Below are 14948 nucleotides of genomic sequence, written 5' to 3'. Positions count from 1 at the left end.
GCTAAAGCAGAGCTGAGGACGCAAGGGCCTCCCAGGGGTGACTGGGGGGCCCTTGATGTATGATATATTTGCGTAAAGACTGCAGATGTTGTACTATATGAGATAGGATTATTTAGACAGAGAGGAAGCATTCCATGAAGAATAAAGGGAGAGCCTGTGCGGCATTTTTGTCGCTTCTTGCCCTGCTGCCTCCACAGGCCACGGCTATGTACAAGGCCACCACGGAGACTGGGGCTGATGCCTTGGATTTCATCGAGAACCGCCGCCGTCTGGAGCGGGAAAATATGCTGACGGATGAGCAGCAGAAGCTTCTGGCAGATACTCAGGAAATGGCAGAAAACCTGCGTCATCCCGTTGACCCCACTAAGGCTTCTCCTATGGCCTTTGAAGGGGATGACCTCACTTATAATGAGGAAACAGGGGAATTTGTGGCCAAGGGGAAGGTGCACGCCATCCAGCTTGACGCCCATCAGTTTGATGCCCCGGATGGTCCGGTGCAGGGCAACCTTAAGACTAATGACATCGAGATACCGGGCAAGGCACACATGTTGCAGCTCACTCCCGGTCAGAGCCGGGTGATTTTGGACGGCGTGAATACAGTTTACAACTATCGCACCAAGCTGGGCACTATGGGAGAGGCCAGAGGCAAGGTTGACCATCAGTATGTGACGGGCAAGCGCTTTGAATTCTACCCGGACAGGATTGTGGTCTATGATGGCACCTCTACCAAGTGTGGGGCCAAGAGCCCTGACTACCACCTTAGTGCCAGGAAGATGACCATTTATCCTAACGACAAGATTGTCATGGAGCATGTGGGCACCTGGCTTAAGAATGCCTGTTTATTCACCAAGAAAAGCCATGTAGTGGATCTGAAGAAGAAAGAAAACGATTTGGAACTGCCCAGAGTGGGCTATTCAAAGGATGACGGGGTGTGGATATCCCAGGATTTCAGCTTGCCGCTTTTCAAGAATGTGGAAGGCCAGGCTCATTTGTATGCCAATACCAAGGAGGGCCTCAAGAGCAACGGACAGATTGGCTGGTACAACCGCAACGCCAGTTATGAGTTGCGCTATGGCAGCTACGAGGACAGCGATGACAAGTGGATCAAGAAGGAACCCAGCTTTGTCTATAAGTATGCCCGTCCCTTGGGCAAGACTCATCTGAATTATTCTTTTGACGTGGAGTGGGGGCGCTGGCACAAGAAGGAGAACGACATTACCAGTACCCACAGGTACTATGGACTGACCCTCAGCCGGGATCCGATTTTCCTTGGAGGAGGCTGGTACATCAGCCCCAGCATCACCTACTCCATCACCCGAGAGTCGTATGATCATTCCAAGTTGGATGGTCTCAGCTGGAGCCTGTCCACAGTGAAGGAATTTGATTCACGCTGGGCCATGTACGCCACCTATGCCTATTCCAAGAACAGCAAGGAAACCAGCCTTTTTGACTACGGTGTAAATGATTTTACCCGCCAGTTCCGGGCTGGCATCAGTTACCAGGCCAGTGACAGGGATCGCTTTGTGGTGGGTACGTCTTATAATATGGACGATGGAGCCTTCAAATTCAACAAGATGGACTGCTATTGGTTCCATGACATGCATTGCTCGCAATTTGTCATTCAGTACAGGCATTACAGGGATGAAAAGGATTCCGTCAAGTTCAGGTGGCAGTTCACACCCTGGTAAGAGAGGTAGCAGCAAATGAAAGAGGAATTGCTTTCTATATTGGATGAACTGGAGGGGCGCCGCATCCTGGTTTTGGGAGATGTGGTGGCAGATATTTACCTTCAGGGCACGATTTCCCGCATTTCCAGGGAGGCACCGGTGCTGGTGCTGGAGCAGCAGAAAGAGGTCATTGTGGCAGGTGGCGCTGCCAATGTGGTAAACAATATTGCCACCTTGGGAGGAAGCGTCTTTGCTGTGGGTCTCCTGGGCCATGACAGCGGCGGGGAGGGCCTGAAGGAAGTGCTGCAGAAGAACGGTGCCCATATTGAGGGCCTGCTTACAGATGAAGCGCGTCCCACCATTTCCAAGACACGCATTATTGCCGGAGGACGGGCTACCGTCAGCCAGCAGATTGTGCGGGTGGACAAGGAGTGCCATGAGCCTCTTACCGAAGCACATGAAAAAGAACTTTTGAAATATATCAAATCTGTTTTGCCGCAGATGCAGGGCATTGTCCTCAGCGACTACGGTTCTGGCACGGTGACGCCGAAACTGCGGAAGGCACTTATTAAATATGCCAGGGAGCACGGCATTCCCACCATGGTTGATTCCCGCTATGATGTGAAGAGCTTCAAGGGCATTGGCTATGTGAAGCAGAATGATGCGGAGCTCGCCGCTGCTGTGGGCAGGAGCCTGTCGGATGAAGGAGCGGTCATTGAGGCTGCCCAGGAGCTCCTGGCAGAGCTTTCTGCTGAAGGTGTGCTGGTGACCCGCGGGGAATTGGGCATGATCCTGGTGGAAAAAGACGGGGCTGTCCATGTGATCCCAGTGTCCGATAAGAGCGAGGTCTACGATGTGTCAGGTGCAGGTGATACCTGTGTGGCTACGGTGATTCTGGCGCTGGCTGCCGGCATCAGCCCTGAAAAGGCAGCCGAGCTCAGCAATATCGCCTCCGGCATAGCCGTGCGGAAATTGGGCACGGCCACGGTGTCTGTCGAGGAATTGCGGCGGGCCGTGGAACGATAGGATTTTGAAAGAAGGTATACAAGTGCTGATACCGGCTGAGAGAATAGAAGATTTTTGCGCGGCCCTCAGGGAGGCAGGTCAGAAGGTGGTATTCACCAATGGCTGTTTTGACATTCTCCATGCGGGCCATGTGCGTTATTTGCAGGAGGCCCGTGCCCAAGGAGACTGCCTGGTGCTGGGCCTTAATTCTGATGAGTCCGTGAGAAGGCTGAAGGGGCCCACGCGCCCCATCAACAGCGAGCTTGACAGGGCAGAGGTAGTGGGCGCCTTGAAGTCCGTGGATTATGTGGTGCTCTTTGGGGAACAGACCGCTGAAAGCCTCATAGCCAAGGTGCGCCCCGCTGTCTATGTCAAGGGGGGCGATTATACGCTGGATACCCTGCCGGAGGCTAAAATAGTGCAGTCCTACGGTGGTAGCGTGCATTTCGTAAAGATGGTGGAGGGGCGTTCCACCACCAATGTCATCAGGAAAATATCAGAAGACAAGGGCTGCTGAGCCAGGGAGAGTAAGGGGAAAGAGATGCTGAAAGAGTACAGGAATATTCTGGTCATCAATTTGATGCACCTGGGGGATCTGATGCTGGTAACGCCAGTGCTCCGCACCCTCAGGGCCAACTATCCTCAGGCCAGGATTACCCTGCTGGCGGACAAGAAGCTCAGGGATCTGGTGGAGTACAATCCCCACCTGGATGAGTGCCTGCTGCTGGATAAAAAAGGGGAGGACAATCACCCGCTTGCCTTCTGCAAGTTCATCATGAAAGTGCGGGCCAGGCATTATGACCTGGTCATCAACCTGCACCGCAACGAGAGGGCTTCGGCCTTGGCCGCCTTTTCCGGGGGCGGGCAGATAGTGGGTTATGCCAAGCCGGGGTTCTCCCTGTTGTTTGACGGGGTTATGGCCAATGAGCACTTCATCAAGCATCAGGTGGAGGCCCATTTTGATGTGCTGAGGAAGTTCCTGGGAGTCGAAAAGATCGACGATGCGGGGCTGGAAATGACTATCCCCGAAGCGGCACAGCACAAGGCTGACCGCCTCTGGCAGGAGACTTTCACCCAAGAGGCCAAGGTAGTTGCTTTCAACATTGGCGCCAGCTGGCTTACTAAGCGGTGGATCAAGGAATATTTTGCCCAGTGCGCTGACCGCCTGATAAAGCGGGGCTATCATGTGGCCTTCTTTGGTGGTCCCATGGATATAGATTTGGTGGAAAGCTGTATTGACGATATGGAGGAAAGAGAAAGCGATCACCTCAAGGTCTTCACCGGCAAGGTGAGCCTGGGGGTGCTGGCAGGGCTGCTCAGGCGTTGCTGTCTCTTCCTCACTACTGATTCCGGCCCCATGCACGTGGGGGTGGCCATGAATGTGCCCATTGTCACCATGTTTGGTTCTTCTCCTGTGACAGGTTTCTACCCCTATGATGGCAAGGATGTTTTGGTGAAGACCCCGGAAGCCTGCCACCCCTGCCGTATTCACGAGTGCCCCAAGGAGGGGGCGGAGCATATGGCCTGCATGAAGAACATTCCCGTGGAGACAGTGATGGAATATGTGGATGAGCTGCTGGAGAAATTCGGCGGGGCGCCTGCCTATAAGCTGCCCCTTCACCCCGGAGATTACAAATGCCGGGTCATAGATTTGGGAAATGGTATTGCTCCCTCGTAAGGGGATATTTTTTCCAAGGGAAAGAGAGGCAATAGCTGATGGACATACAGACTCTATATGATTTCGTAGCAGAGAGAACCTCAAAATGCAAGATTCTGGTAGTAGGGGATGTAATGCTGGACAAGTATTACTATGGTGAGGTTACAAGGATTTCTCCTGAAGCACCTGTCCCTATCACCCATGTTACCAGCGAGAAAGAAACTCTGGGCGGCGCTGCCAACGTGGCACACAACCTGGCCCGCCTGGGGTGTCAGACCTCCCTGGCAGGCTATGTGGGGGATGATTACCATTGTGAAAGCCTTTTGGGCAAACTGACTGCCAGGGGCATCGACTACAAGGGGCTGGTCACTACGGACAGGCCCACCACTACCAAGCTCAGAGTTATTGGCGGGCATCAGCAGATGCTTCGTCTGGACTTCGAGGAAGATGAGCCCATTGAGGCCCACTATGCGGCCCGGCTGCAGAACTACATAGAACAGAAGCTCTCCGAGAGCCTGGATGCAGTTATTATCTCTGACTATGGCAAAGGAGCCTGCACGGAGGCGGCCTGCCAGATGATCATCAAGGCCTGCCATGACCATGGTGTGCCCGTGGTGGTGGATCCCAAGGGCATCAACTGGCTGAAATACGCCCAGGCTGACTACATTACGCCCAATGTGAAGGAAGTCAATGAGATCATCATTGACAAGATCAAGAACGAGGACGCTCAGGTGGAGAGAGCCGCCCACTACATCATGCGCAAGTATAAGCTGAAGAATGTCATTGTCACCCGTTCGGAAAAGGGCATGAGCCTGGTGCGGGAAACAGATACGGAGCACATTCCCACCAGAGCACAGGATGTGTTCGATGTATCAGGTGCCGGCGATACGGTGATAGCCGTCTTTGCTATGGCTCTGGCGGGAGGGCTGAAGGCAAATGACGGCGCCTTCCTGGCTAATCTGGCTGCCAGTGTGGTAGTGGCGAAACTTGGTACTTATGCTGTGAGCCAGGAGGAACTCCTGGCTGTATTGAAAGAACTTATGTAAACAACTGCGGGGGGGAGAATATAAATGATTATCGTAACAGGTGGTGCCGGTTTTATCGGCAGCAATATTGTCAAAGAGCTCAATCGCAGGGGACGCACGGACATTCTCATTGTGGATGACCTGAAGGATGGCAGCAACTACAAGAACCTTCGCGGTCTCCAGTTCATCGACTACCAGCACAAGGATGATTTCCTCCAGACCATCGAGGACGATGATTTCGATGGCACGGACATTGATGCGGTCTTCCATGAGGGGGCCTGCTCCGACACCATGGAATATGATGTGAACTACATGATGAAGGTGAACTACGAGTACAGCAAGTCTGTGCTGCACTTCTGCCTCCAGCACCGCATTCCCTTCCTTTATGCGTCCTCTGCTTCTACTTATGGCAGCGGCAAAAATGGCTTCCGGGAAGGGGACGAGTGCGAGGATGCCCTGAACCCCTATGCTTTCTCCAAGCTGGCCTTTGACCGTTATGTGCGTCAGGTGATGCCTGAGGCCAAGAGCCAGATTGTAGGGCTGAAATACTTCAACGTCTACGGTCCTCAGGAGCACCACAAGGGCAAGATGGCTTCCATCTTCTACCAGCTTTACAATCAGGTCAATGAGACTGGTGTGGCCCGCCTCTTCAAGGGCATCGATGGATATAAGGATGGCGAGCAGCGTCGTGATTTCGTCTATGTCAAGGACGTGGTGAAGGTGAACCTCTGGTTCTGGGAGCAAGAGGGTCCCTCCGGCATCTACAACTGCGGCACAGGCAAGGCTCATACCTATAATGAAGTGGCAGAAGCTGTCATCGAAGCTTTGGGCAAGGGCAGGATCGAGTACCGTGAGTTCCCGGAGGTGCTGCGTGGCAAGTACCAGAACTTCACCGAGTCTGATCCCACCCATCTGCTGGAAGCAGGTTATGATGAAGGCTTCTATGACATGAAGGAAGCTGTGAAGGAGTATTGCGATTTCCTTGACCAGGGTGGCTATTTTGAGTATGGAAAATAAAAAAGGTAAAATTCCTGCCGTTTTTTTCGACCGGGACGGCACCTTGAATGTGGATACGGGCTATCTTCATGAGCAGGAAAAGCTTCAGTGGATGCCCGGAGCCAGGGAGGCCGTGAAATACGTCAATGACAGAGGTTATCTGGCCATTGTCGTCACCAATCAGAGTGGCGTGGCCCGGGGCATGTTTGGGGAAGAGGCAGTAAAGGAGCTTCACGGGTACATGAATGAGGAGCTTGCTGGCGTAGGGGCACATATTGATGCCTTTTACTACTGCCCCCACCACCCGGAGGCCGTAGTGCCGGAGTACCGCCAGGAATGTTCCTGCCGCAAGCCCAAGAGCGGTCTCATTGAGCAGGCTTGCAGGGATTTTGACATAGACATGGAAAAATCCCTGATGGTCGGGGATAGTCCCAGAGACGTAACTTGCGGAGAAGGGGCCGGCATTCGCGGCGTGCTCTATGAAGGCGGCAGCTTACTGGAATTGTTGAAGCAGTATATATGATGAGCAGACAGCTGCTCCTATTGATTTATGACGGGAAACCAGGTCATCTGAGGAAGTGCTTTTTTGGAAAGACGTAAAAGTATTGCGGAAGTAATAAGATTTGTAGTTGCAGGTGGGGGCTGCCTGCTTTTGGAGTTGGCCTGCCTGTATGCACTGACGGAGTGGGCAGGCTTTCATTACCTGTATTCCTCTGCCGTCGCCTTCATCATCTCCCTTTTGGTGAATTACTGGCTATGCCGTGTGTGGGTCTTTGCTGATGGCAGCAAGAAGCAGAGCCTCAAGGCAATGTCTATCTTTTTCGGTTCCAGCGTGGCGGGGCTGGGCATCAATCAGCTTTGCATGTACACCTTCGTGGATATACTGGGAATTTATTATATGGCCGCCAAGCTCTTGGCGGCAGTGATTGTCACCATTTGGAACTTCGTTCTGAAAAGATATGCACTTAAGATGGATTAGAAGGAGTGAATCTGCTCCCTGCTGCATGGGCTGGGACAGGAACTTTATGAAGCAGTACAAGAATATCCTGGTAAATGCCCTGGTGAACCTGGGGGATGTGGTGCTGACCACGGGGGCTATAGCCCTGCTAAAAAAGGCGTATCCAGAAGCCCGCATTACCATGCTGGTAAAGCCGGTGGTGCGGCAGGCCGTGGAAAATAACCCCGTTATTGATGAGGTTATGGTCTTTGACTACAAGCCCAAGGAAAATTCCTGGGGGCAGATGCGGGCCATGGCCAAAGACTTGAAAAAACGCCAGTTTGACCTGAGCATCTCACTGGACAGGAAACTGCGGCCGGCGCTGCTGGCCTTTTTGGCCCGCATACCCGAGCGGGTGGGGCCCAGCCGTGTCTTTGGTCCCAAGAAAAGCAGGGTGACCTGGCTCTACACCAGGACTGTGGACATTGACTATGATCTGGACAAGACCCTGCAGGCAGATACCTACCAGAATATCGTCCGGGGACTTACTGGGCAAGGTGCAGAGGAGCGGGAAGAGCCTGTCTTCGCCCGCATTACGCCGGAGGCACAGGAACGGGCGAAAGAGCTGCTGGAAAAACTGCCCCAGGCAGAGAAAATCATTGCTCTTTGCGTCAAGGGCACTTTCCCCCTGAAAACCTGGCCCAAGGAGTATTTTGCTCAAGTGGTGGAGAAGCTGGCCTCAGAATACAAGGCCTCATTCTTTGTCACCGGCGGTCCGGGGGACAGGACTTATGCCGATGAGGTGATTGCTGCCTGCCCGGTGCCCGTAGCCAATTTCTGCGGGGAGACCAATCTGGTGGAACTGGCGGCACTCTTCAAGGCTTCTGACCTTCTGGTCTCTGTGGATACGGGGGGCGGCCATATTGCTGCTGCCTGCCAGATTCCCATGGTGGTCATGTATGGCTGCACCAGCCCTGACCGTTGGCATCCCATCAATGAGAAGGCCAGGGTGCTTACCAGCAGGGAGGAGTGCTGCCCTTGCACTGTGCGGACGGAGGAATGTCCCAGCTGGCCCAAGCCCAAATGCCTTTGGAATATAGCACCGGAGGCGGTGCTGAGGGAGTGCCGGGAACTTTTACAAGGGGGGGGCTGACTTGAGGCTGGCCATTTTTGAAAATATTATGACCCCCGGTGGTCATGAGGTTGATTTTGACCGCATTCTGGTGGAAGAATTCCAGCAGTCAGGCCATGAGGTCAGCTTCTATGTGCCGGAGGGATTCGAGTTCAGTTTTGACTATCAGGTGCCGGTGCATTATCTGCAAGGAGAAGTTGTATCCTACAGCGGTGTCAGGGGGCTGAAAAAAATCTGGTACGCCTTGAAACGGGAACAGCGCCGCCTGGGCTGGTATAGCCAACTCAGGAAATTGGCAGAGGGGGGCGCCTTTGACGCACTGATAGTGCCCACCTCTACCTATCGCTACCTTAGGGCTGTCCGCCGGAGCAGCCTCAGGAAATCTCCTGTGCCCATAGTGTTTATCCTCCATGGCATCAATCCCGGCGAGGCTCCCAGGTTCCTCAAGGCAGCCGGGCAGCTGGCAGACTGCAGGAATATCCGCCCTGTGGTTCTGACCTTCGGGCAGGACATCTTTGGGGAGACGAGGGAAAATATCCGTTATATATATCCCCCAACTTATACGCCGAGGGACCTCATAGATTATTGCCCCAAGAAGATAGAAGCTCCCCTGACCATTGGTTTTTTCGGCCAGTACCGCCGGGAAAAGAAGCTGGAGGATTTCCTGGAAGTTTATCTGAGGGCCAAAGGGCAGTTCACACGGGAAGTGCGCCTTTTGGTGCAGGGGGCCACTATGCACCCGGAAGATTCGGAAGACTTTGAGCGCATCATAGCCCGTTACCGTGGTGAAGAAAGCATAAAGTTCCTCCATAAGGGCCTGATTGGCAGGGAGTGGCAGGAAGCTATTGCCGGCATTGACGTATTGTTGTTGCCCTACTCTGCGCCGCGCTACCGCTATCATTGGGGTGGTATGCTCTTTACGGCCCTGGGCTTCAAGAAACCAGTGATTGCCAGTGACGATATGAACCCTGAGGTCTTTGAGTCCTTCAAGGTGGGGGAGACTTTTCGTAGTGGGGATTTGGCTGATTTGCAGCGGGTGCTGACGGAGTTTATAAATGGTTATGGTGATAGGCAGGGCGAATACGAGACGGGGCTTCAGTCTGCGTCAGAGACGTATTCTCCTGCCGCATTTGCAAGGCGCATAGAAAAAATCATCGAGGAGTAAAGATGGCAGAGTCAAAGACCCCGGTATCTGTGCTGATACTGGCCAAGAATGAGGAAAAAAATATTGGTGACTGCCTGGCAAGTGTCCAATGGGCGGCTGAAATTGTAGTCATAGATGACAACAGCACTGATAGGACTCCGGAGATTGCCAGGGAGATGGGAGCACGGGTGGTCACACGGGCTTTGAATGGCGACTGGGGAGCACAGCAGACCTTTGCCATCGCCCAGGCAAGCTGTGAGTGGATATATATACTTGACTCTGATGAACGGGTCACCCCCAGGCTGGCTGAGAAGTTGCAGGAACTGGTGAAGGCGGATGACCGCCGCTATGCATACTGCCATGCACGTCTCAACTATTTTTGGGAAAAGCCCCTGAGGCACGGAGGCTGGTTTCCGGATTATGTGGTAAGGCTGCTGCCCAAAAAAGGCACCTATGTCAAAGGGCTGGTTCATCAGCAAATCTGCCATGAATGTGAGGAAAAGCATCTTCCTGCTGACTTGTATGTGGTACACTATCCCTACAGGGATTGGCAGCATTATTTCAACAAATTCAATGTGTATACGGATTTGGCGGCGAAAAAAATGCATGAACAGGGCAAGCGTGCCCATCTTTGGGATTTTGTGCTGCACCCTTTCTGGGCTTCTTTTCGCATGTTTTTCCTGCGTGGTGGCTGGCGTGACGGGGTTATTGGTTTTGTACTGGCCTCTTTCCACTACTTCTACACCATGGCCAAGTATGTGAGGCTATACTATCTGGATAAATCCAATGGACATGTAGGTGATGAGCATTGATGAAAGAAATCAGGCAACTGGGTCATCAGATATACGATATGGACAATCCCCGGGAGAAGCGTCGATACGTTATTTTCTGCGCCCGGGCTTTTCTTCACAGCCGGGGCATAAAGGAGTTATACAACTGGTTCCAGTCCGACCCGTTGCGGTGCCAGCTTATAGAGGCTAATCCATACCCCATAGAACAGGCTACCAGGGCCTTTTTCTACAAAGGCTCCACCTTTGCCACCAGGTCAAAGCTGGTAAGGGAGCATTTTGCCTTTTTGCAGTCCAGGGTGACGGAGGAACACTTCCTCAATCTGGGGGATGTCCATAAGCAAGGCTTCTGCGTGTGGCAGGGGGATTTCGAGGGTCAGGCATTGCAGGCGGTGCTTTGCACAGAGGCGGGCCAGAGGAAGGAAGGGCTGCTTTCCTTGGAGCTGAACCTGGGGCAGGAGCATATCTACCAGATTATGTTTTGGTTTGCCAAGGATGATGAGGGGCGTGACAGCCTTTACATAGGCGCCTTGCAGGGGCCGAATATGGAGGAAGCCCGTGACCTTATCAAGCGCATGACCAAGGCCTTTCATGGCTACCGCACCAAGAACCTCATTCTCTATATGCTGCAGGCCGTGGCCAGGGGTATGGGGGTGGAGCGTATGTACGGCGTCACCAATGAAGGCTACTATGCCATGAACCATGTGAGGGCCAACCGCAAGCTGAAGACCAGCTTCAGCGACTTCTGGCTGGAGGCTGGCGGGGAAAAAACTGAGGATGCAAGGTTTGACAGCCTGCCCCTGACAGAGACCCGCAAAACCATGGAGGAAGTGCCTACCAGGAAAAGGGCGGTCTACCGCAAGCGGTTTGCCCTGCTGGATGAGATAGATGAAAAGATTGGCGAAAATATGGAGATATTGTTAGGCAAGATTGGATGAAGAATGTGAAACGTTTAATTGTCAATGCCGATGATTTTGGCCGCCATGAACTTATCAATCAGGCGGTGGAGAAGGGGGTAGCCGAAGGTTGCCTGCGCTCGGCTACAATTATGCCGGGGGGACGGGCCTTTGCTTCGGCAGTGGCGGTGGCAAAACGCCACGAGGAGCTGGGTGTTGGCATCCACTTTACTTTGGTCAATGGCTTTCCCGTGCTGCCGCCTGCAGAGATTCCCTCTCTGGTGACGGCAGAGGGCGTTTTTTATGACGACTATACAGTGTTTGTAAAACGCTATGCCCTGGGCAAGGTGAATTTTGAAGAAGTGCGCGCAGAACTTGCGGCGCAGCTTCAGAAGCTTCAGCAGTCAGGTCTTGCGCTTACTCATGCAGACAGCCATCAGCATATGCACACCCTGCCGGGCATCATCGATATAGTGCTGAGGCTGGCGAAGGCTGCTGGTATCAGGGCGGTGCGCACGCCACGCAGTCCCCTTTTCAGCGGTGAATTTGGCGGCCTTGGACAGCTTATTGGCCGGCTGGGGCTGGGCACACTGGCCCGCGTGTCGGCTTTCAAGGCAGGGAGAAAGGGGCTTGCCACGCCGGAGCATTTTGCAGGCATCGTGGCAGGGGAAGCCGTGTCAGAAGCATATCTGCTGGATATTGTCCGACAGTTGCAGCCGGGGACTACGGAGGTCATGATGCATCCGGGACTGGATAACAAGGTGCTGGTGCCGGCCTGTGCCTGGGAGCACGATTTCGAGGCGGAGCTGGCGGCTATCCTGTCGCCAGCCCTTCGGGAGCTGGCGGCTTCGGAGCAGGTGGAAATCGTGAATTTCCGCGCTTTGGCAGATTGAGGAGACTGGGATGGAAAAAATAACGATTGTGGTCCCCTGCTACAATGAGCAGGAGGTAGTAGAAAAATTTCATACCGAAGTATCCAGTGTATTGAAAGATGTTGCGGATTGTGAATTTGCCTATCTGTTCATCAACGATGGCAGCACGGATGATACCCTGGCTTTGTTGCAGGAGATGTCGAGACAGAATGAATCTGTAAGTTATATCAGCCTATCCCGGAATTTCGGCAAGGAAGCGGCCATGCTGGCCGGCCTTGACTATGCAGAGGGGGATGCTGTCATCATCATGGATGCTGATTTGCAGCATCCCCCGGAGCTGGTGCCCGAGATGATAGCTTGGTGGCATAAGGGCTATGATGATGTCTGTGCCAAGCGCACGGATCGCACGGATGAGACCTGGTTCAAGCGTCATATGTCCAATATCTTTTACCGCAGTCTGCAATTCTTTGCCGATTACAAGGTGCAGAGGGATGTAGGTGACTTCCGCCTTCTGGACAAGCGCTGTGTGGCCGCCCTGCGTATGATGCGTGAGAATCAGCGCTACACCAAAGGCATGTTCACCTGGGTGGGTTACCGCAAGAAAGAAATCCCCTTCCATGTGCGTCCCCGGGCAGCGGGGCATACCACCTGGAACTTCCTGCGGCTCTGCAATCTGGCGGTGGAGGGACTGACCTCCTTCACCACAGCGCCTCTGAGGCTGACCACCATGCTGGGCATGGGGGTCTCCCTGCTGGCCATCTTCTATATGTGCTGGGTGCTTTTCAATGCCCTGTGCTATGGGGACCCGGTGGCGGGATATCCCACACTTATTACCGTAGTGCTGTTTTTGGGGGGCGTGCAGCTGCTTTCACTGGGAATCATTGGCGAATACCTGGGAAGGGTGTTTACCGAGAGCAAGCAAAGGCCCATCTATCTGGTGGACGAATACAATGGGAAAAAGATGACGTACTGCAGTCCCGGGGACAAGCCCGCCCGGGCACAGGATGATAGGGGAGTGTAAGATTTGTCCCAAAGCAAGAACTCTTTGTTTCAGAATCTGTTGGTCATGGCAGGGATTTTCCTGATCATGTTCATATTGAATGAGCTGATGCCGTTGCATCGTGATGACTACGACTATTCACTGATCTGGATGACCTCGGAGCATATCGCTTCTTTTCAGGATGTAGTGCAGTCAGCCTACAGGCATTATTTCCTGCATGGGGGGCGCATGTTTACAGTCTTCTGCCTGGATCTTTTCCTGTGGCTAGGCAAGTTCTGGTTTGATATAGCCAATGCTCTGATGTTCACGGCACTGGTTTTGTTGCTTTTCTGCCACGCCCGTCGCTCCGCAGAGCTGGGGCGGGAACCGGCTATCCTGGCTGTGACGGCTTTTCTGGCCTGGCTTTCCTTCCCTCACTTCGGGGAGGTGGCTGTCTGGAAAAGCGGCTCCACCGTTTATCTGTGGTCGGCCGTGCCGGCAGCCCTTTTCCTGCTGCCGTATAATATCTCCCTGTCCAAAGGCCGGTCAGCCCTTGGCGGCTGGCTGCTGCTGCCCATGTTCCTGTTGGGAATCATTGCCGGATGGTCGGTGGAAAATCTGGCGGTGACGGTGGTCTGGCTGACTGCCGCCATCAGCTGGTATTTCCACCGTCAGGGAGGGCTGCCTCTCTGGATGCCTGCCGGCTCTCTGGGGGCTTTGCTGGGCCTTATAGGCATTGTAGCAGCGCCAGGCAATTTCGTACGCTATGATGAGCAGGGCAGTGGCAAGGGTGTTCTAAGTCATATAGGCAATCAGTTTGCAGGCAATGGGGAGATGCTGCTTTACATACTGCCCATGGTGCTGATGCTGCTTTGCGCCTGGCGGGTGTTCAAGCTTGTCCTGGCTGAGCAGCAAGGTTTTTCAATTGAGCAGGGACGGAGGAAACTTAGCCGGGGGCAGTGGTTGCTGCTGGGTTTTATCCTCCTGTTGGTGGTGTCATATTTCAATGGCAGCTTCGTGGCCTGGACTATACGGGACATTTTGTATGCTGCAGTGATGGTGCCTCTGGGGCTGACCAAGCAGAAAACCCTTGACCATTTCAACCATCTCTTTGAAGGCTTTGATGAAATGGCCATTTACTGGCTGACCATCTTCTTTGTCTATGCTTTGGTGAAGAAGCAGCTGGGGCTGTCCTCTCAGGTTATCCACCTGCTGGCGGACAAGGTGAAGGCCCGGGAGGTTTGGCAGTCATTTCAGTCTGTCCGCTATGCGGGCTTTCTGCTGGCTCTGGCCCTTGCCAATAACTTTGTCATGGTGGCGGCGCCTACCTTCCCAGCCCGGGCTACTTTCAGCTCGGTGGCCATGATCATCATCGCCATGGTATCCATCCTGAGGGAGCCTCTGATCAGCGCGCGGCTGGTAATGCCTGCACGGAAAGTGCTGTTGGCAGGGACGGCAGGGCTGGGACTTTTTACCCTGTCGGCAGCCTTGTGGGTTACCTATACCATGAAGCAGGAAAACGCCGACCGCATAGCCATTGTGCAGGACACCGCCGCCAAGGGGGATCCGGTCGCTTATATGGAACCTATACCTTTGAAGAATCGTGCCCTGCGCCATGTCTTCTTTGTTGACTTTGACAATACTGTTACGAAGAAGGGGCTCTGCAGATATTACGGCATCGAGGATATCAAGGTTGAGGCCGAGGCTGGACGATAAGAGCAAAAAAATGGGGTAAGAAAGGATTATTTCAATGGAATTGCAGGGCAGATATGCGCAGGCAATGTATTATATACTGATATTATTGGCCTTGGGCTCCAATATTTCTCCGGCTGCTACATCCGCGGCGATTG

At 53.5% G+C, this 14948-nt stretch carries 15 protein-coding genes; all 15 read left to right on the top strand.

Features of this window, described 5'->3' with window-relative positions; translation table 11 throughout:
* Nucleotides 1-134: 134 nt before the first annotated feature.
* The 15 genes from P159_RS0117730 (at nucleotide 135) to P159_RS0117660 (ending at nucleotide 14814) form a co-directional block, all read left to right on the top strand.
* Nucleotides 135-1688: a hypothetical protein gene (locus tag P159_RS0117730; RefSeq protein ID WP_051650449.1), complete on the top strand. Its 1554-nt coding sequence runs from the start codon at nucleotides 135-137 to the stop codon at nucleotides 1686-1688.
* A gap of 15 nt (nucleotides 1689-1703) precedes the next feature.
* Entirely contained in the window at nucleotides 1704-2693 is a 990-nt protein-coding gene (locus tag P159_RS0117725; protein WP_029546245.1) for a PfkB family carbohydrate kinase, read from the top strand.
* A 22-nt stretch (nucleotides 2694-2715) separates the two neighbouring features.
* Nucleotides 2716-3189, top strand: coding sequence for a D-glycero-beta-D-manno-heptose 1-phosphate adenylyltransferase (gene rfaE2 / locus P159_RS0117720; protein ID WP_080706047.1), 474 nt, complete (start codon nucleotides 2716-2718; stop codon nucleotides 3187-3189).
* Nucleotides 3190-3213: 24 nt separating this feature from the next.
* Nucleotides 3214-4350 carry a glycosyltransferase family 9 protein gene (locus P159_RS0117715; protein ID WP_029546242.1) on the top strand — a complete coding sequence of 379 codons (1137 nt, stop codon included), beginning with the start codon at nucleotides 3214-3216 and terminating at the stop codon, nucleotides 4348-4350.
* Between the two features lie 38 nt (nucleotides 4351-4388).
* Nucleotides 4389-5375: a D-glycero-beta-D-manno-heptose-7-phosphate kinase gene (rfaE1, locus tag P159_RS0117710; protein WP_029546240.1), complete on the top strand. Its 987-nt coding sequence runs from the start codon at nucleotides 4389-4391 to the stop codon at nucleotides 5373-5375.
* A 24-nt stretch (nucleotides 5376-5399) separates the two neighbouring features.
* The gene (gene rfaD / locus P159_RS0117705; protein ID WP_029546238.1) at nucleotides 5400-6371 is read left to right on the top strand and encodes an ADP-glyceromanno-heptose 6-epimerase; all 972 of its coding nucleotides are present in this window, start codon (nucleotides 5400-5402) and stop codon (nucleotides 6369-6371) included.
* Nucleotides 6361-6873 carry an HAD family hydrolase gene (locus P159_RS0117700; protein WP_029546236.1) on the top strand — a complete coding sequence of 171 codons (513 nt, stop codon included), beginning with the start codon at nucleotides 6361-6363 and terminating at the stop codon, nucleotides 6871-6873. The genes rfaD and P159_RS0117700 overlap by 11 nt, the downstream gene beginning before the upstream one ends.
* Before the next feature lie 63 nt (nucleotides 6874-6936).
* The gene (locus P159_RS0117695) at nucleotides 6937-7329 is read left to right on the top strand and encodes a GtrA family protein (protein ID WP_029546234.1); all 393 of its coding nucleotides are present in this window, start codon (nucleotides 6937-6939) and stop codon (nucleotides 7327-7329) included.
* Between the two features lie 46 nt (nucleotides 7330-7375).
* On the top strand, nucleotides 7376-8440 hold the full coding sequence (waaF, locus tag P159_RS0117690; protein WP_029546233.1) for a lipopolysaccharide heptosyltransferase II: 1065 nt from the start codon (nucleotides 7376-7378) through the stop codon (nucleotides 8438-8440).
* 1 nt (nucleotide 8441) lies between these two features.
* Entirely contained in the window at nucleotides 8442-9584 is a 1143-nt protein-coding gene (locus P159_RS0117685) for a glycosyltransferase (RefSeq protein WP_029546231.1), read from the top strand.
* A 2-nt stretch (nucleotides 9585-9586) separates the two neighbouring features.
* Complete coding sequence (locus P159_RS0117680) at nucleotides 9587-10375, top strand: glycosyltransferase family 2 protein (protein ID WP_029546229.1); 789 nt, start codon at nucleotides 9587-9589, stop codon at nucleotides 10373-10375.
* The gene (locus P159_RS0117675; RefSeq protein WP_185753786.1) at nucleotides 10375-11289 is read left to right on the top strand and encodes a VirK/YbjX family protein; all 915 of its coding nucleotides are present in this window, start codon (nucleotides 10375-10377) and stop codon (nucleotides 11287-11289) included. The genes P159_RS0117680 and P159_RS0117675 overlap by 1 nt, the downstream gene beginning before the upstream one ends.
* Nucleotides 11290-11294: 5 nt before the next feature.
* Complete coding sequence (locus tag P159_RS0117670; protein ID WP_029546225.1) at nucleotides 11295-12140, top strand: ChbG/HpnK family deacetylase; 846 nt, start codon at nucleotides 11295-11297, stop codon at nucleotides 12138-12140.
* A gap of 10 nt (nucleotides 12141-12150) precedes the next feature.
* Nucleotides 12151-13140, top strand: coding sequence for a glycosyltransferase family 2 protein (locus tag P159_RS0117665; protein WP_029546223.1), 990 nt, complete (start codon nucleotides 12151-12153; stop codon nucleotides 13138-13140).
* 3 nt (nucleotides 13141-13143) lie between these two features.
* A complete protein-coding gene (locus P159_RS0117660) occupies nucleotides 13144-14814 on the top strand; it encodes a DUF6056 family protein (protein WP_037377088.1) in 1671 nt (556 codons plus the stop codon).
* The last annotated feature ends 134 nt before the right edge of the window (nucleotides 14815-14948 follow it).

Origin of the sequence: Selenomonas sp. AB3002, assembly GCF_000702545.1 — a bacterium.
GTDB lineage: Bacteria > Bacillota > Negativicutes > Selenomonadales > Selenomonadaceae > Selenomonas_B > Selenomonas_B ruminantium_A.
This window is presented reverse-complemented; position numbering and strand designations above follow the sequence as displayed.